Source organism: Vibrio sp. dhg (assembly GCF_003443775.1).
Taxonomy (GTDB): Bacteria; Pseudomonadota; Gammaproteobacteria; order Enterobacterales; family Vibrionaceae; genus Vibrio; species Vibrio natriegens.
This window is the reverse complement of the sequence record NZ_CP028943.1, coordinates 664426-689754: the sequence shown is the minus strand read 5'-3', so window position 1 is coordinate 689754 and position 25329 is coordinate 664426. Positions and strand designations below refer to the sequence as shown.

Annotated in this window: 23 protein-coding genes and 1 other RNA gene; 10 read left to right on the top strand and 14 right to left on the bottom strand. The window is 43.5% G+C overall.

Features of this window, described 5'->3' with window-relative positions; genetic code table 11:
- Positions 1–203: 203 nt before the first annotated feature.
- Positions 204–1847 carry a membrane-bound lytic murein transglycosylase MltF gene (gene mltF, locus DBX26_RS03175; RefSeq protein ID WP_118117835.1) on the top strand — a complete coding sequence of 548 codons (1644 nt, stop codon included), beginning with the start codon at positions 204–206 and terminating at the stop codon, positions 1845–1847.
- Positions 1848–2359: 512 nt separating this feature from the next.
- The gene (locus DBX26_RS25720) at positions 2360–2494 is read left to right on the top strand and encodes a hypothetical protein (protein WP_086027116.1); all 135 of its coding nucleotides are present in this window, start codon (positions 2360–2362) and stop codon (positions 2492–2494) included.
- A gap of 52 nt (positions 2495–2546) precedes the next feature.
- On the opposite strand, the gene tadA is transcribed toward DBX26_RS25720, so the two are convergent.
- The 6 genes from tadA to DBX26_RS03140 all read right to left on the bottom strand — a co-directional run bounded on the left by tadA (position 2547) and on the right by DBX26_RS03140 (position 7914).
- The gene (gene tadA, locus DBX26_RS03165; RefSeq protein ID WP_014230992.1) at positions 2547–3080 is read right to left on the bottom strand and encodes a tRNA adenosine(34) deaminase TadA; all 534 of its coding nucleotides are present in this window, start codon (positions 3078–3080) and stop codon (positions 2547–2549) included.
- 156 nt (positions 3081–3236) lie between these two features.
- Entirely contained in the window at positions 3237–4796 is a 1560-nt protein-coding gene (locus DBX26_RS03160) for an AbgT family transporter (protein ID WP_014230991.1), read from the bottom strand.
- A 300-nt stretch (positions 4797–5096) separates the two neighbouring features.
- Positions 5097–5507 (bottom strand): prepilin-type N-terminal cleavage/methylation domain-containing protein, encoded by a 411-nt coding sequence (locus DBX26_RS03155; RefSeq protein WP_065296412.1) that lies wholly within the window; start codon positions 5505–5507, stop codon positions 5097–5099.
- Positions 5497–6810 carry a hypothetical protein gene (locus DBX26_RS03150; RefSeq protein WP_118117833.1) on the bottom strand — a complete coding sequence of 438 codons (1314 nt, stop codon included), beginning with the start codon at positions 6808–6810 and terminating at the stop codon, positions 5497–5499. Before DBX26_RS03150 ends, DBX26_RS03155 begins: the two co-directional genes overlap by 11 nt.
- Entirely contained in the window at positions 6807–7424 is a 618-nt protein-coding gene (locus DBX26_RS03145; protein WP_118117831.1) for a PilW family protein, read from the bottom strand. Before DBX26_RS03145 ends, DBX26_RS03150 begins: the two co-directional genes overlap by 4 nt.
- Complete coding sequence (locus DBX26_RS03140; protein WP_118117829.1) at positions 7405–7914, bottom strand: GspH/FimT family pseudopilin; 510 nt, start codon at positions 7912–7914, stop codon at positions 7405–7407. The genes DBX26_RS03145 and DBX26_RS03140 overlap by 20 nt, the downstream gene beginning before the upstream one ends.
- Positions 7915–8017: 103 nt before the next feature.
- On the opposite strand from DBX26_RS03140, the gene DBX26_RS03135 reads away from it, so the two are divergent.
- Positions 8018–8452, top strand: coding sequence for a type IV pilin protein (locus DBX26_RS03135; RefSeq protein ID WP_118117827.1), 435 nt, complete (start codon positions 8018–8020; stop codon positions 8450–8452).
- A 66-nt stretch (positions 8453–8518) separates the two neighbouring features.
- Here DBX26_RS03135 and dnaJ read toward each other — a convergent pair whose 3' ends face one another.
- From dnaJ to grpE, 4 genes are all read right to left on the bottom strand, one after another.
- Positions 8519–9667 (bottom strand): molecular chaperone DnaJ, encoded by a 1149-nt coding sequence (dnaJ, locus tag DBX26_RS03130; RefSeq protein WP_020333682.1) that lies wholly within the window; start codon positions 9665–9667, stop codon positions 8519–8521.
- A 217-nt stretch (positions 9668–9884) separates the two neighbouring features.
- On the bottom strand, positions 9885–11795 hold the full coding sequence (gene dnaK, locus DBX26_RS03125) for a molecular chaperone DnaK (RefSeq protein ID WP_014230984.1): 1911 nt from the start codon (positions 11793–11795) through the stop codon (positions 9885–9887).
- Between the two features lie 334 nt (positions 11796–12129).
- On the bottom strand, positions 12130–13404 hold the full coding sequence (locus DBX26_RS03120) for a dicarboxylate/amino acid:cation symporter (protein WP_014230983.1): 1275 nt from the start codon (positions 13402–13404) through the stop codon (positions 12130–12132).
- A gap of 410 nt (positions 13405–13814) precedes the next feature.
- Positions 13815–14411: a nucleotide exchange factor GrpE gene (grpE, locus tag DBX26_RS03115; RefSeq protein WP_020333678.1), complete on the bottom strand. Its 597-nt coding sequence runs from the start codon at positions 14409–14411 to the stop codon at positions 13815–13817.
- A gap of 145 nt (positions 14412–14556) precedes the next feature.
- Here grpE and nadK point away from each other — a divergent pair, with 145 nt between their 5' ends.
- The 3 genes from nadK to bamE all read left to right on the top strand — a co-directional run bounded on the left by nadK (position 14557) and on the right by bamE (position 18008).
- On the top strand, positions 14557–15441 hold the full coding sequence (gene nadK, locus DBX26_RS03110) for an NAD(+) kinase (RefSeq protein WP_014230981.1): 885 nt from the start codon (positions 14557–14559) through the stop codon (positions 15439–15441).
- A gap of 296 nt (positions 15442–15737) precedes the next feature.
- Entirely contained in the window at positions 15738–17402 is a 1665-nt protein-coding gene (gene recN / locus DBX26_RS03105) for a DNA repair protein RecN (RefSeq protein WP_118117825.1), read from the top strand.
- Positions 17403–17648: 246 nt separating this feature from the next.
- The gene (gene bamE, locus DBX26_RS03100; RefSeq protein WP_014230979.1) at positions 17649–18008 is read left to right on the top strand and encodes an outer membrane protein assembly factor BamE; all 360 of its coding nucleotides are present in this window, start codon (positions 17649–17651) and stop codon (positions 18006–18008) included.
- 62 nt (positions 18009–18070) lie between these two features.
- On the opposite strand, the gene DBX26_RS03095 is transcribed toward bamE, so the two are convergent.
- Together DBX26_RS03095 and DBX26_RS03090 are read right to left on the bottom strand one after the other, a co-directional pair.
- On the bottom strand, positions 18071–18424 hold the full coding sequence (locus tag DBX26_RS03095) for an RnfH family protein (RefSeq protein WP_014230978.1): 354 nt from the start codon (positions 18422–18424) through the stop codon (positions 18071–18073).
- On the bottom strand, positions 18414–18857 hold the full coding sequence (locus DBX26_RS03090) for an SRPBCC family protein (RefSeq protein WP_014230977.1): 444 nt from the start codon (positions 18855–18857) through the stop codon (positions 18414–18416). Before DBX26_RS03090 ends, DBX26_RS03095 begins: the two co-directional genes overlap by 11 nt.
- Before the next feature lie 118 nt (positions 18858–18975).
- Here DBX26_RS03090 and smpB point away from each other — a divergent pair, with 118 nt between their 5' ends.
- Together smpB and ssrA are read left to right on the top strand one after the other, a co-directional pair.
- Positions 18976–19461 carry an SsrA-binding protein SmpB gene (smpB, locus tag DBX26_RS03085; protein ID WP_014230976.1) on the top strand — a complete coding sequence of 162 codons (486 nt, stop codon included), beginning with the start codon at positions 18976–18978 and terminating at the stop codon, positions 19459–19461.
- A 67-nt stretch (positions 19462–19528) separates the two neighbouring features.
- Positions 19529–19896: a transfer-messenger RNA gene (ssrA, locus tag DBX26_RS03080) on the top strand.
- Between the two features lie 221 nt (positions 19897–20117).
- Here the strand turns inward: ssrA and DBX26_RS03075 are convergent.
- Complete coding sequence (locus DBX26_RS03075) at positions 20118–20771, bottom strand: response regulator transcription factor (protein WP_014230975.1); 654 nt, start codon at positions 20769–20771, stop codon at positions 20118–20120.
- Positions 20761–21441, bottom strand: a complete 681-nt coding sequence (locus DBX26_RS03070) for a sensor histidine kinase (RefSeq protein ID WP_118117823.1) — start codon at positions 21439–21441, stop codon at positions 20761–20763. The genes DBX26_RS03075 and DBX26_RS03070 overlap by 11 nt, the downstream gene beginning before the upstream one ends.
- A gap of 662 nt (positions 21442–22103) precedes the next feature.
- Between DBX26_RS03070 and DBX26_RS03065 the strand changes: the two genes are divergently transcribed.
- Both DBX26_RS03065 and DBX26_RS03060 read left to right on the top strand, forming a co-directional pair.
- A complete protein-coding gene (locus DBX26_RS03065) occupies positions 22104–22724 on the top strand; it encodes a hypothetical protein (protein WP_014230973.1) in 621 nt (206 codons plus the stop codon).
- Entirely contained in the window at positions 22724–25177 is a 2454-nt protein-coding gene (locus DBX26_RS03060) for a hypothetical protein (RefSeq protein WP_118117821.1), read from the top strand. The genes DBX26_RS03065 and DBX26_RS03060 overlap by 1 nt, the downstream gene beginning before the upstream one ends.
- The last annotated feature ends 152 nt before the right edge of the window (positions 25178–25329 follow it).

The following is a 25329-nucleotide window of genomic DNA, read 5'->3' as shown; positions in this document are numbered from 1 at the left end:
CTTTGCGAGCGCATTATATAGCAATTGTTTTTGTGATGTAACACCAAAAGCAACCGTTTGCGTCAATTTTTTTATCAAATTTGAATTATAACCAAAATGTCGATAAAACACGCAATGTCGCACTCTATGTGTGCGATTCCCTTTGCCCCACCACTTCCCTTTGATATAAAGGTAGTTAGAAATTTCTCGAGAAGTACCAATTAATGCAAATTAGCCAGCTCAACCGACTTAAGCGCAGCGTCCTACTTTTCGCTTCTGTGCTACTACTTTCTGCCTGCCAAATTGAGTCGACCCCAAAAAGTGAATTCCAAAAAATCCAGGAACGTGGCGTTCTTCGAGTTGGCACACTGAATAACCAGCTCTCTTATTACATTGGTCCTGATGGCCCTGCGGGCCTGGACTATGAACTTGCACGTCAGTTCGCAGAAGAACTCGGCGTAAAGCTAGAAATTAAACCCGCTTTTCGCCAAGCCGATCTTTTTCCGGCACTCAAGAAAGGCGACATTGATATTATTGCCACAGGTTTGAACCAGACTTCTCAAGCGGTAAAGCGTTTTCGACCTGGCCCTGCCTACTACTATGTCAGCCAGCAAGTCGTGTATAAAAAGGGGCAGCTGAGGCCTCGTAGTATTGAGCGATTGATAAAATATCAAGCGACTCAGGCTGACGAAGCCGATGCCGATAGCAACGCGGCAGCTAATACACTGCAAATCGTCGAGCAATCACAATATGTTCCGACACTGACGGCATTAAAAAAGCAGTATCCTGAGCTACAGTTTGAAATCGTTGGCAATGCAGATACCAGAGATTTGCTGAATCGCGTATCCACAGGCGAATTGCGCTTCACGGTGACGGACTCAGTTGAGCTTTCACTGGCCCAGCGCCTTTACCCAGATTTAGCTTTAGCATTTGAGTTAACGGAAGACCAACCGGTGTCTTGGTTTACCCGCCGTTCCGAAGATGAAAGCTTATACGCGATGCTGATAGAGTTTTTCGGCAACATCAAGCAGTCGGGTGAACTCGCCTCCTTAGAAGAGAAGTACATCGGCCATATCGAAGCGTTTGATTATGTGGATACTCGGGCCTTCATTCGTGCACTGGATGACAAACTCCCTAAATGGTCTCCCCTATTCCAAAAGTACAGCGAAGAGTTTGATTGGCGCTTAATCGCAGCGTTGGCTTATCAAGAATCTCACTGGAAACCGAAAGCGAAGTCTCCAACTGGCGTGCGCGGCATGATGATGCTCACCTTACCTACGGCGAAAAGCGTCGGCGTGACCAACCGTCTCGATCCTGAGCAGTCTATCCGTGGTGGTGTCGAGTACCTGCGCCGGATTGTCGCTCGCGTACCCGAAACGATCAGTGATCACGAAAAGATTTGGTTCGCACTGGCGTCTTATAACATTGGTTATGGTCATATGCTGGACGCTCGACGCCTGACAAAAGCTCAGGGCGGCGATCCAAATGCGTGGGCGGACGTAAAAGACAGGCTACCATTACTGCGTCAAAAGCGTTTCTACAGCCAAACGCGTTACGGTTATGCCCGAGGAGATGAGGCGCGTAATTACGTTGAAAATATTCGTCGTTACTATCAGTCAATTATCGGCCACGTCAGTCAGAAGCCAGCTACCGATGAAAGCACTGAAGATCTGCAAGTCATCCCACCGCTTAATCCCGACACCCTCACGTCAGGTGCAGTAGAAAGTATCGCTGAGACAGTATCGGGCGCAGTTGAGAGTGTATCGGAACCAACAACAGAGCAGATAGAGGATGAAAAACCCGAGGTTTCAGGCGCTTCTGGTACGACAGAAGAAAACCAAACAACGTCAGAAGTCATTCCCGAATAAGGCTCAAATATCGAATTAAAAATGGCGAGTGAATAGCTCGTCATTTTTTGTTGAGTCTTTGAACAAACTTATCTAGAATCGATCTTTCCGAGTTCGGTCAGCATCATAAAGTAAGTGCAAACAAACTTAATGACCAATATTGTAACCCCTTAATATTAAAACGTTAGTTAGATATTTTGAGCGCAATATACTCGGCTGGCTACCCTCTCCCGATTAAACATGACGCTGATTATTAGAATGTCATCTAATGGTTGTCCACTAATCTGAGGTCGGGATATGAACGTCTTTGCGATTGAAAATTTCATCGATGACGCTCGGCCCATTATCAGTGTTGCAATTTCCCATGCCTAACTGGACGCCGACTACACACCACGTTTTGTGTAAGTGGGGTTGATTACGTTGTGCATGAAAAAGTGAATTGTTGGACGTGATAACGATGAGTTTAGGTTAGTTAGACACAATCAGTGTCTACTTGAGGGTGTTCGTAGTCTTGTCTGCTAGAGGTTTAGAATATGAGAAGACGTAAGGTTCAGTCAAAGCGTTTGCATAATACAGTGGCGGCAATTCGTCGTAAGCGCAAACTGACGAGCATGAAAAAGAAAATCAGTGAACGCCATCGTGTTTTCATTCACTTAGTGAATCACTGATACAAGAAGCAAACATCTACCCGAACGTAGATGTTTGCTGAATCTCTCTTCCTCAATTCCCATTCTTTGTCTGATCACTCTGTAACGCTTTTTCAGCCTGTTTCTTTGCCTTAATCTCTTTACGGCGGCGTTTAAAAAAAGCTTGGAGCTGATCTCGGCACTCGGCTTCTAACAGCCCTTTTTCAACCATTGCATAATGGTATGCTGCCTGACTTTCGAACAGGTTTAACACTGTCCCTGCAGCCCCGGCTTTCAGGTCCGGCGCACCGAATACCACTCTCTTAACACGGCTGTGTAACAGCGCTCCAGCACACATCGGGCAAGGTTCTAATGTCACATAAAGCGTAGTATCCAATAAACGATAGTTCTCTAATACTTGTCCCGCTTTGCGCAGAGTCTGAATTTCTGCATGGGCAGTCGCGTCATGAGTACAAATAGAGCGGTTCCAGCCCTCTGCAATAACCTCTCCATCTTTTACTAAGACGGCTCCAACAGGCACCTCTCCTTCCGCTTCAGCCAGCTCAGCCAATTCGATGGCTCTACGCATAAATTGTTCGTCTTGGGGAGTAAATTGAAGGTCTGACAAAGGGACTCCAGATTAGTGAATGTGCGACGGGCCAATATTACCACTAACTTTCGACACGCTACAGTCACGTTAGAGATTACCGTCTCCTAACCAAAAGAAAGAACAAAAAAAGCGCAGACCTTGCGATCTGCGCTTTCAAATTTAAGCTGTTACGACTTACATGGTGTAAGTGTACGGCGCTTGAATACCTAGAGGAATACCAATCATCCAGTAAACAATTAGGAAGATTGACCAGCCGATCAGCATAGCGATCGAGAATGGCATCATCAGTGATGCAAGCGTACCAATACCGGTCGACTTCACGTAACGCTGACAGTACACCACCACTAGTGGGAAGAATACCATCAGAGGTGAAATGATGTTCGATACAGAGTCACCAACACGGTATGCCGCCTGAGACAACTCAGGAGAGATGCCAACCGCCATTAGCATAGGAACCAGAATTGGACCAATTAGAGCCCATTTCGCAGACGCAGAACCAATAAGCAGGTTTACCGAAGCCGTTAGCAAAATCATACCAATGATCGTAGCTTCACCCGGAAGGTTCATTGCTTTCAGACCTTCAGCGCCGTATAGCGCCAGCATCGTACCAATGTTTGACTGAGCAAATGCTGATAGGAACTGAGCACAGAAGAAAGACATAACGATGTAAGCACCCATCGTCGACATGGTGTCTGCCATCGCCTTAATGATGTCGTTGCTGGATTTGAATGTGCCAGAAACTTTACCGTATACGTAACCAGGGATGATAAACAGAATGAAGATCAGTGGAACGATCGACTTCATGATTGGTGCTGAGAATGCAGTAATCTCGCCTTCAGGTGAGCGTAATGCTGAGGTTTCAGGAATTAACGCCACAACAAGAAGAGCAATACCAGCCAGCATCGACCAACCCGCGTAGCGGAATGCTTTTGATTCAATTTCAGAGAATGAACCTAGGTCAGGAGCGGCTTCTGCATCTTCATCTACTGGGGTTTTCGCTAAACGTGGCTCAATAATTTTCTCAGTAACGTACCAACCGATAGCCACAATGATTACTGATGAGATACCAGTAAAGAAGATGTTTGCTAGAGGGTTAACAACGTATTCAGGATCGAGAACTTGTGCTGCTGTTTGCGTGAAACCAGCCAACAGTGGGTCGATACCAGAAGGAATAAAGTTTGCAGAGAAACCACCTGATACACCCGCGAACGCTGCCGCAATACCCGCTAGAGGATGACGGCCTGCTGCATGGAAAATAATACCACCCAGAGGGATAACCAGAACGTAGCCAGCATCTGCAGCAGTATGCGATACAATAGCAACCAGAATAAGCATTGGAGTAAGAAGCTTCGCAGGTGTAAAGCTCAGCATCTTCTTAAGGCCCGTGGTGATAAAGCCCGAAGAGTCAGCAACACCTACGCCTAACATAGCGACCAATACGATACCTAGTGGTGCAAAGCCAGTGAATGTCGTCACCATATTTGCAAGGAAGCTAGCCAACGCTTCCCCTGTCAACAAGTTAGTGATGATTAAAGTTTCACCAGTTCTAGGGTTTACAAGATCGAAAGAGACATTCGATAAAAGTGCAGATGCCGCCCAGGTAATGACTAGTGCCCAAAAGAACAAAATTGCAGGATCAGGAATTTTATTACCTGCACGCTCAATAAAGTTTAGAAAGCGATCCATCCCACTCGGCTTAGAAGATGGCGCCTTATTAATTGCTTGGTTACTCATGGTAACTCCATAATGAATGATGTTGGTGCTATGGCCTTTTGGAATAATTTATTGCGGCCTGTTTTCAGCCAAGTATTCTAGTTAAAACCAAGATAAAAAGTACAAGATGCTAGTATTTTTTCATATTTGGAGACACATTTTGCAAAAATGGCAACCGGATGAAACATAATAAAAACAGCAGCACATCATTCACGTTAACAGTTCTAAAACCCTCCATTAACTGATGGAAATAAACCTGAAAAGGACGTAGGAAAAAAGCGACGATGCTTTTTAAAGCAATAATGACGCACTGGAGAAGCGTTACTTATCAAATTCACTATAACGAGAAATCATCGTTTTCAACTGAACAGACTGGGTCTGCCCCATCCTGTCTTCCCAGCTTGAAGTAACAGTAATCGTTTTAAGCGACCCAGAGATCGTTGCGGGAGGCACCTGCCATTGAAGACTGTAAGCGCCTGAAATTGAAGAGCCAGTCGCGATAGAATCGAAATCGGCGATAGGTATTACAGAAACGGCAGAAGATGCACCTCGGGTGCGGAACCATTCGAGTTTGTTTTCGGCCAGACGAAGAGCCTCGATACTTTGAATCGCATAGTCCGATTCGCGCTCTAAGTACACATTTAGCTTTGTTAAACCTAATGCTCCTACTCCGAGAAGCAGAAAAGCAATCAAGACTTCGAGTAAACTAAATCCTTGCTGTTTAGAGATCATTCCAGGAGCCTTTTTTCCAATATACTTTTTTGATCTTTTTCAACGGTTCATCAATCACATCACGATTGTACTGAAAATCTAATGCGGCGTTGAAAAGAGCGAAAGTGCCAGGTGCATCCATTACAAAACCTCCTAGAGGGTTAAAAGAGCCATGTTGGAAGTAGCCGACTCTTTCCTTTTTCATTGGTACGGTAGCAGCAAGTGCAGAAATCACCCCTTTTAAATCTTTATGGTTCTCAAGTTTATCCCAACCAGCAAAGTCCGGAACAACCCCCTTCGGATCAGCATATAGGGGGGAAATAAAGTGATAGAGCATGCCAGTAAAGTCCTGAGTTCCTCTCGTAGATAAAATCCCGTCTTGAACGACTAAAATAATGCCACTACCACTTAAGTGTTTATCAATAGCAGATTTGATGCTGGAAAAGCCCGCCGTATTTATTTCACATCCGCCATAGACCCAAACCAGATCTTTGCCGGTTTTAATGTTGTCTACGATATTTTCCGCACACTTGTCGTTGAAACTAGGCTTAGGTAAATCTTTCTCAGAGTCCAAAGTGCCAGGGTTTAATGAGAGTGGCACATAACCAAACAGCGAGTTGTTAGACATCACATCAAACCATTCGCTTCGTGGCACATCAAATACATCCTTAAAAGGATCCATGCTTGAAGATTTTCGATAGTCATCTTCAGAGTTAGCAACACTCTTTGCCCAACTGTAATGAGTTGTTGCACATTCTTGCAATTGTCCAGGATTGCTATCTGGAAATTTTGCGTAAGGCTTTTTAGACATTTGATAGGGATGACGTGTGCTCACGCTTGTAGCATAGAAATAATTGGAGTAGAGAACCGACGTGCATTCCCATAAATTATTTCCGAGACTTTTTCCGGGATCAGCAGAACTCGTATAGGAACCATTAATAACAAGATCAGAAGTAGATTTTATAGCCCCAGCCCCGCCAACAGCTGGAAACTTGATGATTTTCCGAAGCCTTGCGTTTTCTAATTCAGAAGTAACGACACTAAATTCTCCAGCAGAAAAAGTTAATCCATTGAGTTCCATTGCAGTTTTACAATCATCTACCGTGGCGGGTATCTTTTTCTCTAGTTTAGCTTTAGAAAATGCACATTCCAGCCCACCCTCAGCTTTCCAATGCGCCTGTCGAGCTCTTAACTCATTCTGAGCAACTTTGATTTGAAAAAAGATACCTTTTGATGAAGCAAGAACCACAATCAAAGCAAGCAGCAAAAGAATGGAAGTCACCAGCAGTGCGACATAGCCTGATTGATTAGACTTAAATTTCATTGCCAGTTCCTTTGCTTAATTGAGACTGTTTCCACTTTGCTAAAAGAGCCATCAACCGTTTGTAAACCTAATTGGATGTCGGTTAATGCACTTGTCGTTTTTCCATTCGTAACGGTTCCTGAACTCACTGAAAATTGAGTGACGTGCAAAATATCTTCATCAAATAAAGATCGACAAAAATCTATACCATCAAAAGTTAATATTTGAGCTTGTGAAACCACACCTTTTTCGCATATTAAAAGTCGAGTATCGCGCTTCTCATACTTAATATTTCGATAGTCTTTGTTATCCGGAGAGCCTTGTTTGAAATAAACAAAACCAACAGAAGAAGCGCCGCTCAACGTTATTGTATTTATAGAGCCAGATACCTTGAGCGAATTACCGTTTCCGCCATCGTAACCAGCTCGTTGAATATCTTCTTTCATCATTGCAAAAGTAAGGTTAATCCCCTGTAGGAGATGCAACTCCAAACTTTTATCTCTTGCTGTTTTTTGCAAGCTAAGAAAGACCGAGCCAATCACACCTAATAGAATTAAACCAATTAAAGAACTGATCATTAACTCGATTAAAGAGCTGCCTCTTTGATAGCGCAGCCTAACATTTAGAGTAGTCATATAATTTTGCTCCCGACATACTGCAAACTTTAATACGACCAGGAGGGTTAGAAAGTTTGATTTTCAGTTTGGAATTCTGATTGTTAGTCGAAAAGAACTCTATATTCCCAGAGTTCGGCCGTCCTCTTACTTCTTCAAAGCTTATATATTTCGCGTCATAGTTATGATTTATCGATAGCTCTGAATAAGGTGAACCGGATAAATGTAAAATGCTCGTTCCGCCAGCAACGGAGGAATCCGTCAAGTTAAGTGACCAATTTCCTTTATTAATGGTGTTACCTTTATCCATCGAAAAATGTACATACAACTTTTCATTTCTCATTACCGCTTCTGACCTACTTTGATTCAGAAAACCAAAGAGTTCTGTTGCAAGACCTTGCATCTGTACTGTTTGTGAAACACGACTAAATCTTGGTGCCGCAACTGCCAATAAAATACTCAGCACCGATACCGTAATAAGTAGCTCCAATAACGTAAACCCGCGAGGCATTTCCCAAATTCCTATGCAAACATCTAGTCAACTGTAATTCATCTTGCACAGATGCTATCACCTGCGAAAAATAGCCGTAAAAGTGAAAAGGGAACTACTCGTAATGATTCGAATATATTGTTGTAACAGAGACAAAATAAGATTAAGCGGGATGACATTGATCGAATTACTGATAGCCGTCGTGATTGTCGGGATCATTTCTGCTATCGCTTATCCCTCGTACACAAATCATGTCATTAAGTCGCACCGAACGGTGGCACTGAGCGATATCAGCCGTATCCAACTGGCTTTGGAAACCTCTTATGATGGAGGGTATGACTGGAGCTCTATTATTTCGGGAGGCAATTGCTCGATCTGTGATTCTGCAAATGATCGCTTTACTTTTTCTATCGTGAGTTCCGCAACCACGGCTTATACCATCACGGCAACAGCGAAATCCGATCTTGGCCAAGATGAGGACAGTTGCTTCCCCTCAGGAATCAATGCACTCAAACTTACTGCAACCAATGTTGAGTCACCAAGTACATGCTGGAACTGAGCTTCGTCTAAAAACAAAAAGGCCTGCATCTCTGCAGGCCTTTGTGATTTTGAATTGTGGGTCGCTTTAGCTCGTCAGATCATCGAAGAACTTTTTAACGCCATTGAAGAAACCTTCTGACTTAGGCTTGTGTTTTGTCGCCGCTTCGCCACCACAAGATTCTTCAAACTCTTTTAGCAACTCTTTCTGACGTGAACTTAGGTTCACCGGGGTTTCTACAACCAACTTAACGATGAGATCACCGATACCACCGCCACGAACACCTTTCACACCTTTACCGCGCATACGGAACATACGGCCAGTTTGCGTTTCTGATGGTACTTTCAGGCTAACTCGGCCATCCAATGTTGGTACTTCTACTTCACCACCTAGTGCTGCCATGGCAAAACTTACTGGTACTTCACAGTATAGATTGTTGCCATCGCGCTCAAAAATATGGTGGTCTTTTACGTGTACCTGAACATATAGGTCACCTGCTGGTGCGCCCATTTCTCCCGCTTCACCTTCGCCAGACAGACGAATGCGATCACCCGTATCCACACCGGCAGGGATCTTAACGTTAAGTGTTTTGGTTTTCTGTTTGCGGCCCTGACCATGACACTCGTTACAAGGGTCTTTGATGATCTTACCTTTACCATGACAGGTTGGACAGGTTTGCTGAACCGCGAAGAAACCTTGACGCATTTGTACTTGGCCGTGGCCATGACAAGTACCACAGGTTTCAGCTGACGTGCCTTTTTTCGCGCCGCTACCATCACAAGTATCACAGTGAACCAGTGTTGGAACTTCGATTTCTTTTGTTACACCGCGAACGGCTTCTTCTAGAGTCAGTTCCATGTTGTAACGAAGGTCAGCACCACGTTGTGCACGATGACCACCGCCACCACCACGGCGACCGCCACCAAAGATATCACCGAATACATCGCCAAAGATGTCGCCGAAATCAGCACCGCCGCCACCAAAGCCGCCGCCACCGAAACCGCCGCCTTGTTCAAAAGCAGCATGACCGTACTGGTCGTAAGCCGCTTTCTTCTGAGGATCAGTGAGAATTTCGTACGCTTCTTTTACTTCTTTAAACTTATCCGCAGCAGAATCATCACCCTGATTACGGTCTGGGTGGAATTTCATTGCAAGACGCTTATACGCCTTTTTGATATCACGTTCTGATGCATCACGGCTTACGCCTAATACTTCGTAAAAATCACGTTTTGACATGTTCTTCGTCACCAATGTAGTACTGCAAACGGCCGCTGCCGCTTGGTGTTAATATCGTTTTAGATAAAAGCTTTCTCTGAAAAGCGCTTAGCTAGAAAGACTGGGCTATTTACAAACATGCGGGCGTTAGAGTCACCTCAAACGCCCGCAAAGATTCCAATAAGTGTTTCCAACATGGTAATTTTCTACCAGAGTATCAAATTACCCTAATGTTGAATTACTTCTTATCGTCTTTAACTTCTTCGAACTCTGCATCTACAACATCGTCATCTGCAGACTTTTGAGCGCCAGCTTCAGCACCTTGTTGTGCTTGAGCTTGTTGCTGAGCGATTTCCATCAGTTTTTGAGCAGCAGTCATTAGCGCTTGAACTTTAGCGTCGATAGCTTCTTTATCTTCGCCTTTACGCGCTTCTTCTAGCTCAGAAATTGCAGCTTCAATCTTCTCTTTCTCTTCAGCTGGAAGTGCTTCACCCGCTTCTTCCACTTGCTTACGAGTACCGTGAATCATTTGGTCTGCTTGGTTACGTGCAGTTGCTAGCTCTTCGAACTTTTTGTCCGCTTCTTTGTTAGCTTCTGCTTCTTGTACCATTTTCTCGATGTCTTCGTCGCTTAGACCGCCAGAAGCCTGAATAGTGATCTTCTGCTCTTTACCAGTCTGCTTGTCTTTCGCTGATACGTGTAGGATACCGTCCGCATCAAGGTCGAAAGTTACTTCGATTTGTGGCATACCACGTGGTGCAGGCTGGATGCCTTCTAGGTTGAATTGACCTAGAGACTTGTTGTACATCGCTTGCTTACGCTCACCTTGTAGAACGTGGATAGTTACCGCGCTCTGGTTGTCTTCTGCTGTAGAGAAGACTTGGTTTGCTTTAGTTGGGATAGTTGTGTTCTTCTCAACTAGCTTAGTCATTACGCCACCCATTGTCTCGATACCTAGAGACAGTGGAGTTACGTCTAGAAGCAGTACGTCTTTAACGTCACCAGCAAGTACACCACCTTGAACTGCAGCACCCATCGCTACCGCTTCATCAGGGTTCACGTCACGGCGAGCTTCTTTACCAAAGAACTCAGCCACTTTCGCTTGAACCATAGGCATACGAGTCTGACCACCAACTAGGATTACGTCAGTGATTTCGCTTACTGATAGGTCAGCGTCAGCTAGAGCTACTTTTAGAGGCTCAAGAGAACGTTGTACTAGGTCTTCAACTAGAGATTCTAGTTTCGCACGAGTCACTTTGATGTTCATGTGCTTAGGACCAGTCGCATCTGCAGTAACGTAAGGTAGGTTTACGTCAGTTTGAGTAGTAGAAGAAAGCTCGATTTTCGCTTTTTCTGCTGCTTCTTTAACACGCTGCATTGCTAGTGGATCGTTCTTAAGGTTGATACCTTGCTCTTTGTTGAACTCGTCAACTAAGTAGTTGATCAGACGGTTATCAAAGTCTTCACCACCTAGGTGAGTGTCACCGTTAGTTGCTAGAACTTCGAACGTTTTCTCGCCTTCAACTTCATCGATTTCGATGATTGAGATATCGAATGTACCACCACCAAGGTCGTAAACAGCGATAGTGCGGTCACCGCCTTTCTTGTCTAGACCGTAAGCTAGCGCTGCTGCAGTTGGTTCGTTGATGATACGTTTAACTTCTAGACCTGCGATACGGCCCGCATCTTTTGTTGCTTGACGCTGAGCATCGTTGAAGTAAGCAGGTACTGTGATAACTGCGCCAGTTACTTCCTCACCTAGGAAGTCTTCAGCAGTTTTCTTCATTTTCTTAAGAACTTCAGCAGAAACCTGAGGAGCAGCCATTTTTTGGCCTTTCGCTTCTACCCAAGCGTCACCGTTGTCAGCCTTAACGATTTTGTAAGGCATGATTTCGATGTCACGCTGAACTTCTTCGTCTTCAAAACGACGACCGATTAGACGCTTAATTGCAAATAGCGTGTTTTCAGGGTTAGTTACTGCTTGACGTTTTGCTGGCTGACCTACTAGTGTCTCACCATCAGTGTAAGCAATAACCGATGCAGTAGTACGTTCACCCTCTGCGTTTTCAATTACACGAGGTTTGTCGCCGTCTAATACAGCAACACATGAGTTAGTAGTACCTAAGTCAATACCAATGATTTTACCCATCTGGCTATCTCCGAATAAATTCTATTTTCGTTTGGTTATAACCCCAATGTGGGGGGAGGAGAATCGGGTTTCAACCCTTGCTCACAAACAAAAATAATCAATGTTTGCTTCTCTATGCCACATAGATAAGGGCGGTAAAATGCTTTTCAAGGGCAGAATTGAAAAAAAGCGTTTTTTTTCTGATTTAATCGCTTTCTTTCTGATTAGTTAGGATTAGGTCACATCACTGTCGTTCAATAAAGCAACACTAACCAAGAGAAAATGGGCACTCATGGCCCAGAAAACAAGAAAGCGAGCCGTAATAGCTCGCTTTCTTGTTTATTGAGTAACGTTGCTATGCATTTGCCTGTACTGGCTCAGCATCAACGCTCTCCTCTTTACCAATCTCACCTTCTGTTTTTGCAACAATAGTGTTGACTGCGGTATCACCCACCACGTTTGATGAGGTACAGAACATGTCATTAATACGGTCAACCGCGGCAATAATTGCCAGGCCTTCTGGTGGCAAACCAAGTTGGTGAAGCAGAACCCCAACCATCACAACACCACCGCCAGGAACGCCACCTGCACCAATCGATAACAGAAGAATCGTCAAGCCTAGGGTGAAAATGTCCGAAGTATTAATAGGCTGACCAAAAGCGTTCGCGACAAACAATGTAGCCAGAGCAATATAGATAGACACACCTGACATGTTCATTGTCGCGCCTAGTGGCACACCAAAACCAGCAACTGATTTAGACACCTGTAGCTTATCTGTCAGAGTACGCATAGTTACAGGAATGGTCGCGTTTGAGCTTGCCGTGGATAGAGAAAATAGAATCTGCTCGCGAGTCGCACGAAGAAATGTCTTCGGAGACGTGCCTGTAGCAAGACCTACCGCCATTGGATAGAAAACGAAAATCCAGAACACAAGCATAGTCACAACCAAAGCAACATAACCTGCAACGGACATTAGCGTGTTTGCATCCAGAGTCGCACCTAATTGAATCATCAGTGCGAATACACCGTAAGGCGCAAGGCTCATCACCAACCCAACAAGCTTCATCATGATCTCATTAGCCATCTTAAAGGTACGGATAGCAGGACCACCACGAGAATCCAAAGCTTGAATCGCCAAACCGGTCAGAATTGCCATAAAAATGATTTGTAGCATGTCGCCATTAGCAAATGCCTGAACTGGATTGCTAGGAACAATGTTAACTACGAGTGAAAAGATATCTGGCGTTTCAGTTGTGGTCAGTTTAACGGTTTCAGCAACGGTACCGGCTAAATTAGCACCTGCACCTGGTTGGAAAATAAGGCCGACTGTCAAAGCAGCTGTAATCGCAATAATTGTGTTAACGATATAAAGCGCAAAGGTTTTACCACCAAGGCGACCAAACGCGCTGATATCTTTAAGATCAACAATGCCACATACGATTGAGACATAAACCAAAGGAACAACTAACAATTTAATCAGCGAGACGAACATGCCGCCCACACCTTCTGCCGTTCCAAGTAAGTAAGTGTCAAAAATCGCAACACCGTTAAACAAGTATTGGATTGCAGTTCCCAAAATGAGGCCGGCAAACAAGCCGACAAAAATCTTACTAGAAAGCGATTTATCCATCGTAAATCTCCGATATGTTGTGTTTGCTATTAACGCTTTTGTAGTTATATATGCTTACTTTTAAAGCATTCGTCGCAAATCATACACAGAGAAGTTACAAAATAAAGTGAAAGTTTACAAATTTGTTAACACTGAATATCAGCAAAAATCACTAGATACCTCCCCAACATCCAGCACAAGCTTTCACAAAGTAAGTAATTACAGGAAGTTATGAAGCTTGAGTTCGAAACGCAGAATAAAAACTGAACAATTTTTCACTATAAGAGAAATAATCCCCAATAAGAAAATATTTGAAGAAGATCAACTTTCAATTTCTAGGGTGAATAACAAAATAGTGCAATTGATGGAATAAAAAATGCCCATCACTAATGTGATGGGCATTTTCAAATTGTTTTCAGCGGTATTAAAGCTTACTTAGCAACCATAACCATTGCTGGACGAACAACACGGCCGTTTAGTTCGTAGCCTTTTTGCATAACGAACATAACCGTGTTTGATTCGTGATCCGGGCTCTCTTGGATAGACATAGCCTGATGGAATTCAGGGTTGAATGCCTCGCCTTCTGGATTAATTTCCTTCAGGCCAAATTTAGAAACCACATCAACGAAGGTTTTGTGAGTCAGTTCCACACCTTCAAGGATCGGCTTAATGACCTCATTTTCTGTGTCTGCCGCCTGAATTGCGCGCTCTAAGTTGTCAATAACAGGAAGCAGTTCCTCTGCGAACTTGTTCAGAGCGTATTTACGCGCTTTATCGATCTCTTGCTCAGTACGACGACGCATGTTCTCGACATCAGCTTTTGCACGCAGAACCGCGTCTTGCTGATCTTTCACTTTTGTCTCGCTAGACAGTAGTGCTGCTTCTAGTTGAGCAATTTTAGCGTCTTTCTCGTCACCAACTTCTTCCAGCTCCGCTTCAGCTTCTTGAGCTGCTGCTTCCACTTTCTCAGCCTCTTCGATGATTTGATCAAGCTCTTCTTCTGTAACTTTGTTTTCTTCGTTGCTCATGATATCTCCAGAATTCAACGTAATGCCCTTCAAGCCATGCGTTTTTTGCGGGCTTTAAACACATAAAAATTCGCATATTTAGGTAACTTGCCATTATTATGGGGATGAAGATTCCTGATTCAAGCCTCTTTAATGCGGAAATGCTATGAAAAATCCATGTAACGTGATCGCGATTATCGGTAAACCTAGAGATCAACAAGCTATTCAGACTCATAGTGAGCTGTACCAATGGCTGACATCAGAAGGTTACCAAGTATTTATTGACGATCGTCTTACTGCAATTTTAGACGAGATCCCGCCAAAGCAGTTTGCGAGCTTAGTTGAGCTAGGACAAAACGCAGATCTGGCGATTGTGGTCGGTGGTGATGGTAATATGCTCGGAGCCGCACGAATTTTATCTCGTTTTGACGTTCCCGTAATTGGTGTCAACAGAGGTAACTTAGGCTTTCTGACGGATTTAAATCCAGATGATTTCCAAGCCGCCCTTAAAGCTGTACTGGACGGTGAGTATATTGAAGAAGAGCGCTTTCTACTTGAAGCTGAAGTGCATCGACATGGCCAAATTAAAAGTCACAACGCCGCTTTAAACGAAGCTGTACTCCACCCTGGCCAAATCGCACATATGATTGAATTTGAAGTTTATATCGATGAAAGCTTCGCTTTTTCATTGCGTGCAGATGGTTTGATCGTATCGACTCCGACAGGTTCTACCGCCTACTCGCTTTCTGGTGGAGGTCCAATTCTTTCACCAAGCTTGAACGCGATCTCTTTGGTACCGATGTTCCCGCACACACTTTCCAGCCGACCTTTGGTCGTCGATGGTAACCGCCGTATCAAACTGCTGGTATCTCCAGAAAATCGTGGCACGCAAGAAGTCAGTTGTGATGGCCAGGTATCTTTGCCTGTTTCTCCGGGCGACGAGATCCACATTTACCAGAGCCCTAATGTGCTAAAACTTGTTCATCCAAAAGACTACAGTTACTACCACGTTCTGAGAAACAAACTAGGCTGGTCGAGCAAGCTCTTTTAACCCCTGTTATTCTATTTACAAACGCAGGTATCCACATGCCTGCGTTTTAATCTCTGTAGTTAGAAAGCATTAAAACCTTCCAATTACCGTCGGCTATCTTCCGAAGTCCTTTTATTCAATATCCCCCTAACTCTTTCAATTTAAATAAGTCGTTGCCTCTCATCGACTCGTTTTTCCTAATCCATCACAAAAATCCATTTCACCAACAAAAAATTTAAAGACCACCTTTACTGTATGAACAAACAGTATATACTGTTTTCTTATACAGTATTGTTCAGTTATACAGGTAAATAAAAATGCTGGCTCATCTAAGTGTTAATAATTTTGCGATTGTTAAGTCTTTACAACTCGAGCTGTCTAAGGGCATGACCACCATTACGGGTGAGACGGGTGCGGGTAAATCTATTGCTATTGATGCGCTCGGTCTCTGCTTAGGTGGGCGTGCTGATGCAGGCATGGTTCGACAAGGTGAAGAAAAAACCGAAGTGAGTGCCGCTTTTTTACTGGATAACAACTTACATGCAACGCGTTGGCTAGAAGATAATGATCTGCTCGATGGCAGTGAGTGTATTTTACGTCGCATCATTACAAAAGAAGGCCGTTCAAGAGCCTTCATTAATGGCAGTCCGGTACCACTTTCACAACTCAAATCTCTCGGACAGCTTCTGATCAATATTCATGGTCAACATGCCCATCACCAGTTGATGAAAAGTGATCATCAAATGGCCATGCTGGATCAATATGCGGGTCACCTTAATCTACTAAAAAGTACTCGCAGTGCCTATCAGCACTGGCGTCAGGCTGACAACAACCTCAAGCAACTAAAGGAAAACAGCCAACAGAATCAGGCACAAAAGCAGTTGCTTGAATACCAAATCAAAGAACTGAATGAGTTATCGCTAGGTGAAGAAGAATTTGCAGAACTCGAACAAGAGCACAAACGACTGTCCAATAGCGGTGAACTCGCCGCTACCTGTCAGCAAGCCATCGAACTTATTTACGAAGGTGAAGAAGTCAATGCGCTTGGTATTTTGCAATCGGCCAATCACTCCCTGATTCAATTAGCTGAGTTAGATGAAAAATTAGCAGAACTGCCAAATATGCTGGCAGAAGCCATGATTCAGTTGGAAGAAACCAAAAACGAACTCCGCAGCTACCTTGACGGCATTGATGTCGATCCGGGTCGCATGGCTTATGTGGAAGAACGTTTCTCCAAAGTCATGTCTATGGCACGTAAACATCATGTTATGCCAGAGGAACTTTACCAGCATCATCAAGACCTTCTGGCCCAAATAGAAGCCTTAGATTGTTCTGATGAAAGATTGGATGAACTCGCACAGGAAGTGGAACAAAAGTATCAAAACTTCTTAACTGCAGCGGAAAAGTTACATAAATCACGCAGTCGTTACGCCAAAGAACTGAATAAACTAATTAGCCAAAGCATGCACGAACTAAGCATGGAAAAAGCCGTGTTCAGCATTGCAGTCAATAACGATAATGCCCATCCTTCTCCATTGGGTATGGACAGCGTTTGTTTCCTAGTTTCAACAAACCCGGGCCAGCCACTGCAACCAATCGCTAAAGTCGCGTCCGGTGGTGAGCTATCACGCATATCGTTAGCGATTCAGGTTATCACCGCTCAGAAAGTCGATACTCCAAGCCTCATCTTCGATGAAGTCGATGTAGGTATCAGTGGCCCGACCGCCGCCGTAGTAGGTAAAATGCTGCGTAAATTGGGAGAGTCAACTCAGGTACTGTGTGTCACTCACCTTCCTCAAGTGGCAGGCTGTGGACATCAGCAAATGTTTGTAGCGAAGCAGACTAAAAAAGGTCAGACGGAAACCCAGATGCACGCTCTGGATGAACAACAACGCGTGGCAGAATTAGCCAGACTGCTAGGTGGCAGCCAGATCACCGACTCCACCCTTGCAAATGCTAAAGAGCTACTTATCGCCGCTTAAAAAACATTCCCAGGAGCCATGGAGAAAACATCCATGGCTTTTTGCTTTCTACTCACTTTGAACTTTGGTTTGGTCTTGCATTCAAAGTTATCTGACAGAATAGACACAAATGAATATCTGCCAATAAATGCAACTCAACTCAAAATTCGTTGTCAGATTCCCTACCATACGACGCATAGCTTTTTACATCTGCGTCGAGCTTGTTTATTATCAGCGCAGTATTTTAAAGGTTAGTAAGAAATTATTATGCAATTAAAGAAGTGGTTAGTTGCCGTACCATTAGCAATGACATTGCTTACAGGATGTTCGGTAGTAGAAAAACTGGTTTATCGCATTGATATCAACCAAGGCAACTATGTAGAACAAAGTGCGGTAGATAAATTAAAGTTTGGGATGACTAAAGCACAAGTTCGCTTCGTACTTGGCTCACCAATGCTTATCGAAAACGGCTATCCAAACACATGGTATTACATATACCACCATACTCCGGGCCATGGCGATCCAGTGCAAAAAGACCTTGTTGTTAATTTTGATGATCAAGGCACACTTGCTGATATTGCTGGCGACTTCCCGAAAAGTGACGCGTTTTACGAGCAAATTCAATAACAAAACCTTTATACAAAAAAACCTCCCATCTGGGAGGTTTTTTAATGTTTGGCATTTACAAGTTAATCGCTTTTACGCATAGCGTTAGGCTTGCCACCTGTAACGGGATCAGCATTACCTGCGGCTTTAGCTTGTTCAGCACGTTTACGGCGAATCTCTTTGGGATCGGCGAGAAGCGGACGATAAATCTCTATACGGTCTCTGTCGCGTACAGTAGCATCCAATTTTACATTTCGGCTAAAGACACCAACTTTATTCTTCGATAAATCAATCTCAGGGTACAACTCAAGTACGCCAGATTGACTAATAATCTCTTCCACCGTTTCGTGTTTGTTCACAACTAAATTGAAAACACGTTGCTCATGCGGTAAGGCGTAAACGACCTCAACATGAATCATGTCTGATTCAATACTCATAACACTCGTATACCTGTTTCGCGCGTTTTGTAAAAGCATTGACCATGTTACTGGTTAACTCATTAAAAATCTTACCAAAAGCCATTTCAATCATTTTACTAGAGAATTCAAATTCAAGCTTAAGTTCAACCTTACATGCTTGCTCATCTAGTGCAGTAAAAAACCAGCCACCACGTAGCGTCTTAAAAGGACCATCGACCAGATTCATCATAATGGACTGACCAGGAATAAGTTCATTAGACGTGGTAAAGGTTTTACTGATCCCAGCTTTCGCGACATCCACAGAAGCCACCATACCATCGCCAGAAGCGTCAATGATTCTGGAACCTGAACAACCAGGCAGAAACTCTGGGTACTTAGCAACATCATTGACCAGATCAAACATCTGCTCTGCACTAAACGACACCAACGCAGAACGGCTGATTTGCTTCATACTTACTCCTATCGATACATGTCCAGATGAAAAGCGAGCCCCAATTTTACTTTTATTCCGCGATTGCGCAAATAAAAGGATTTCCTAACCGATATCCAGGCCGTATAATGACGCCATTATGGCAAAGAAAAAATCAAAACAAAAAGCGGGTAGTAACACTATCGCGCTGAACAAAAAAGCTCGCCACGAATATTTTATCGAAGATGAAATCGAAGCTGGCATGGAGCTCCAAGGTTGGGAAGTGAAAGCCCTTCGCCAAGGTAAAGCCAATATTTCTGAAAGTTACGTATTTATGCGTGACGGTGAAGCCTTTGTGAGTGGCATGACAATCACTCCTTTGAATCAGGCATCGACACACGTAGTGGCGAACCCTACTCGTGTGCGTAAACTACTCATGAGTCGTCGCGAACTTGATAACCTACTCGGACGTGTTAACCGTGAAGGTATGACGTTAACGGCACTCTCTCTGTACTGGTCTCGCTCTTGGGTGAAACTAAAAATCGGCGTAGCAAAAGGTAAAAAGCTGCACGATAAACGTACGGATTTAAAAGAAAAAGATTGGGCAAGAGAAAAAGCGCGCGTAATGAAGAGTTCACTGCGTTAATCTTGACCACTTAAACGCATAGTGCTGGACAGCTAATACTTTTCTGTTACTATGCGAACAATACCTTGGGGCTGATTTAGGATTCGACGGGAATTCAGAAGTCTGAGGTGCATGCCGAGGTGCGGTAGGCCTCGTTAACAAACCGCAAAAAAATAGTCGCAAACGACGAAAACTACGCACTAGCAGCTTAATACCCTGCTCAGAGCCTCTTTGCCCTAGCTTCCGCTTGTAAGACGGGGAATTACAAAGAGTCAAACCCAAACTAGCTAGCCCGGATTCTCCCGCCTGAGAGATGAACGGCGAATTATAATTCAGGATAGTCATTCATTAGCGTGTCGGTTCGCAGGTGGGTGGTGAATTTAAAGATCGACTAAGCATGTAGTACCAATGATGAAAGGTTTTCGGACGGGGGTTCAACTCCCCCCAGCTCCACCAAACGTTTGGAAAGGGCGATAACTCATAGAGTTATCGCCCTTTTTGTTTTTTTATTATTGTTTTGTGCCAACTGAACTAAAAGGGTTACCGAAATACTCTGCATCCACTGGGTGGCAGCGTTGCTCTCAGTAGCGCCCTTTTCGTTGTTGTTCTTAACATTCCCTCTATTACCAAAAGCATCATACTCTTTGCATTAGGAGGAATGATTCACAGCCTGGTACTCACGTTGTTGGAACCAAGAGTTTGTTCTCAATGGCAAAGCGAACAAGATTTGGAATATCTTTAATATTCAACTTCTTCATGATGTTGGATCTGTGTGTTTCAACGGTTTTGATACTAATGCATGTATCGTCAGCTATTTTGTTTGTGGAATACCCTTCGACGATTAGCTGAAGTATTTGCCGCTGTCTGCTTGTCAGTAAATCCAAAGGTACTGCATCTTGCGTTTTTCCTAGCAAGTCCTTCAGCATAGGCTTGTCGATTTTTTGGCTGATATAGCTTCCACCACTCATAACGGATCCAACCGCTAGCTCCAGCTCTTCCACTGCAGAATCTTTAAGTAAATAACCTTGAGCACCATTTCTTAAGCACCTTGCAACATACTCAATATTTTTATGCATCGATAGCATAAGGATGTTAATCGGTATCTTGTGCTTTCGGATCATGCTAACCAGCTCTATTCCATTAATCCCTTTAATTGAGACATCCAGAATAAGTAGGTCTGGTTTAGACTTTTTCAGATTTGGGATCAAGTTGAGCCCCGTTCCACTTTCACCAACCACTTCAACACTTGATAAGGTGTTTAAAATACTGCATATACCCGCTCTGACGATATCATGGTCATCAACAATAAATACTCTACTCTTATAGATCATATTTAAATTCCGCCAATATTCTTGTTCCAGTATTTAACTCTGATTGGATATGGATTTTTCCGTTATGACGCCCAGCCCTTTCCTCCATACCCAGCAATCCTAGGTGTAGGTTGGTGTTTACTTTGCGTTTTATTTTGGTTATTTCAAAACCATTACCATTATCCGAGATAGATACTGTTACTTTTTCTCTGTCAAAGTCTAAATTAACGAAGATGTTGGTCGCGTTAGCGTGGCGGATTGCATTATTTACGGCTTCTTGGATTATTCTGAACACGTCAACCTTTAATTGTTGACTGACATCAGGGAAGTTATTTCTATATTTAAAATCTATTTTATTCTCTTGAGATATAGACATTTTTTCAAGAAGACGTTTAATTGCATCAATAAAACATAGCTCACTAATAACACCGGGTCTTAACTCGGCAGATTTATGGCGAACTTTCTCTATAATGTCTTCAATTAACTCTATTGAGTCATTGACGCGGTCACTACGATTACAACACTCCTTCCGGTGCAATTGTAAGTTGATTTGAATAGCGGTTAATATCTGCCCGAGATCGTCATGCAGTTCCCTAGATATACTTGCTCTTTCTTCCTCCTTACTGTTTTGTAATTTTTGATTAAGAAAACGTATCCATCTATCTGGATCTTCAAAACTTACACAATCCATGTGGCTCTTACCCCGATTCATAGAACCATTTTACTAGCAAAAAACTTAACACTCTATTAAACTAGTGCGCTAGTACACTTACAAATTATATGTATCTATAGAGTGATGCATTAATCCTTTAATGCATTGATTAACATTTGAATAACACCATTATTTTTTTACATCAACTTAAATAAATAGAAGAAGAACCATTATTGTCACAGCAATAAGTAGTGATAAATCTATTTTTATCGAACTACTATTCCCTGAAATAAATAATTTTTGATAATTCCAACTAATTATAGGGAGAAAAATAGATATTTATAACACTCAAATTTCAATTGGTAATCGCTATTTTATGGAAGCAAGGTCAACACTTGCGTAGAGTAAAATCTGAGCAAGAGCTCTAGCCTTAAAAAGCAGATAAAAAGAGGAGAAAATTCACCATAACGGTTATCCCTTTCAAAAACAAGCATATATCTAATAACAGTGCATATGTAGCCCGTAATATTCCCATCCCCCCTTCAAACAATCCCTTTGTAAATAAAGCCATCATGGTTTTGTAGTTTTTAAAAAATCAGGGAATCCCTGATATCGCAATTTAATACCATTCGCTATTTTGATTCGATGGTAGAGGATCTACCTGAATAAATTGCTAAAAAATATATAGTCAAGGATAACTAATGAAACTCAGATCAAAGATGGCTGTGCTGCTATCAGCGTTTACGCTGTTTGCACCTATCGCACAAGCAGCCCAACTCCAATCGCAAAACCTTAAGCAACTCATTGCCGAATCTGAAAGCATTATTTCAGGTCAGGTTCAAACCGTCACTGATGGCATTTCTGAGCAGGGCTTACCGTACACAGAAGTTACTATCAAAGTTAGCGACGCGGCATTAGGTAAACACGCCGAAGGTTCTGAATACACGTTTCGTCAATTTGGCTTACTAAAGCCTCGTACTCTGCCAAATGGCAACCAAATGCTAGCGGTAGCGCCAGAAGGCTTCCCTCGCTGGAACCAAGATGAAGTCGTTGTCGTATTTATGCATAAACCAGCATCACTGACTGGTCTTCAAACAACGGCAGGCATGGCTAACGGTAAATTCGTCATCCAAGGTGGCAAAGTATCAAACGAGTTTGATAACCAAGGCATTTTCGAAAACCTAGAGTTTGCTGAAGGCGCGCTTGCTCCATCTGAGCAACAAATGGTGAATACAGAAGGTGCTTACAACGCAGTGGCTTTCATGAGCCTGCTAGGTAAAGCAGTGTCAGAGCAATGGATCAGCAATGGGAAGATGAAATAATGAAACACAGTACATTAACAGTTGGGATTGCCGCTCTACTCTCTGCAGGTGCCGTTCAAGCAGGTGGTCCACTATATACGACCGAGGATGGTAACCCGACACCTTTCCTATGGGACACGTCTAATGGCTCTATTCCAGTCTATGTTGACGGCGGCGACGCTTTTACTTACGACTACGACGGTTCAGTATTTTTATCGATTGAGCGAGCACAGCAAATAACTCAATTTGCTTTCAGTCAATGGAATAATGTTAAAACTTCTACATTCCAAGCAGATGTAGCGGGCACCATTGAAGAACAAACGGGTATCGCTGACGTAGATGGCTCTAACGCCCTTCAGTTTTATACTCAGCAGAATGGCTACGGCTTCTGGATGCTTTACGATACAGATGGCAGCATCCTAGAAAACGTGTTCGGTGTTCCTAAAACAGCAGTACTGGGTATCGCCTTCCCTGAGATTGCGGACGGAAACAACGTGATTATCGAAGCAACAGCGGTAATCAATGGCTGGAACGTGTACGCCAACGATAATGCGGGTCTCCAAATTGCTGGCGTGTTCACTCATGAAATCGGGCACGCAATTAACTTATCTCACTCTCAAACGAATGGCCATATTGGTTACAGAAGTAACCCTTCTACACCATTATTCCCAGGTGTGAAAGGCTGTAACGTAGAAGCAGTTCATGCGCATGATACGGGTAACTGGTATTTAGGTGAGATTAACCGCGCCGACCCAGAAGTGATTGAGACTATGTACCCGTTCATCGGTCACCACGGTGCAGGAGCGGTAGCACAAAGTACCGTTAACATCACTGATGATCGCGTGGCGATCTCTAACCTTTACCCTACTCAAGAGTACTTGAGCCAATTTGGCTCTATTGAAGGTACACTTCGCTTAAAAGACGGCTCTACTGAATACAGCGGTGTAAATATCATCGCTCGTAACATCGATGATCCTTTATTTGATGCGGTATCAGCACAGTCAGGCAACTTGACACAAGGTAAAGTCGGTCCTGATGGCTACTTTAAAATTAATGGTCTGACTCCAGGCCAAAGCTATGTGCTTTACACCGAAGAAATCAACAGCGGTGCTTATCCTACCGCTACATCTGAGATCCTATCGGTCGCGGAATACTGGAACGACAACGAAAGCAGCAACCCAGCGTCTGATGATCCATGTGACGTAACACCAATCGTTGCGGAAGCAGGCCAAACCAAAACAGCGGATTTAGTGTTTAACGGCTATCAAGATGGTGTTGACTTCAAACAAGTGGTTTATGCACACCTAAGTGACTTAGCAAAAAATGGTAAGTCTTCAATAGGTATGGCAGGCAGTACTCCATTTATTTGGGATGAAAGTAAAGGCTTTAAGCTTCTTCCTGATTATCTAAGCACTGGCTCAGCCAAAATGAGCGCGAATGGTAACAAACTTCTGGTCAACTCTGATCACGACAGAAACGGGATTAACGCACCAGTTATCTGGACGGATGCAAATGGTGTAATGCCATTAGGTGACCTTACGGGCAATGCGTGTGGTGGTTCAAGTGAGCAAGGTAAATCAGCAGCAACAGGTTGGGATATTGATGCATCAGGAAATACGGTAGTTGGTACCGCTTATAAAGATGCTGATGGTAATGGAACCTGTACTACTTACTTTACCGGTGATGTTGTGCCGTTCATCTGGACACCTAAGGAAGGCATGCGCGAACTAGATACCAGAAATGTTGACTGGTCAAATGCAGCTTGGGCTCGTGCACATGCTGTTTCAGGTAACGGTGAAGTGGTAATGGGCGCTCTTGGCGGCTACAAAGCGGTAGCATGGGTCAATGAAGGTGAAATGATCAACCTTTATGACGCTGTTGGTGCAATGGGCGCGTACACCTCTTCTCACGATGGCAAGCAAGTAGCACTACAAACGAGAACAGGTAACGTTCTGTTGTGGGATCACACTAAAGAAGGCGATGCAGCATTTACTGATATTGGCGGCTTAGAATGGTGTAAAGATGTACCGCTAGTCATGCTAGGCAGTGACTTCTGTGAAACGCGAGGTATTGATTGGGTTCATGCTGCGATTGGTAAATACACTGGATTAATGCCTGCTGACATGAGCGACAACGGCGACGTAATCATCGGCCGTGCTGGTGATATCCGTACTGGATTCACAGGTGCAATCTATATCAAAGGCCTAGGCTGGATGAAACTGGATGAGTTCTACGCAAAACAAGGTGTATTAGAAGCTCAAGACGCCTACATGGATAACCCTATGTCACTTTCTGGCTCTGGCGCAAAAATGACAGGTGGTGTAACTGGTTATTCTGTCGCTTTCCATGTCGATATGTCTCACGTATACGTTTGTGAAAACGGTGCTTCTGTCAAAACAGGCTTCCCGAACGGATTAATTAACAAGATGAACTCTGGCGCGGAATTTGGCCGCTGTGAGCATCTAAACGATTAATTTTACGATGAAATAGCAAGGTGGCTAACAGATTGATAGCCACCTTTTTCAAAAGAAATAATTTCGACGGACACCTTATTACTCCTTAGAAAAGGAGTAATGAATAGAAGAAACACACCAAACCGCTTTGATTAAAGATCAAGTGGATAACT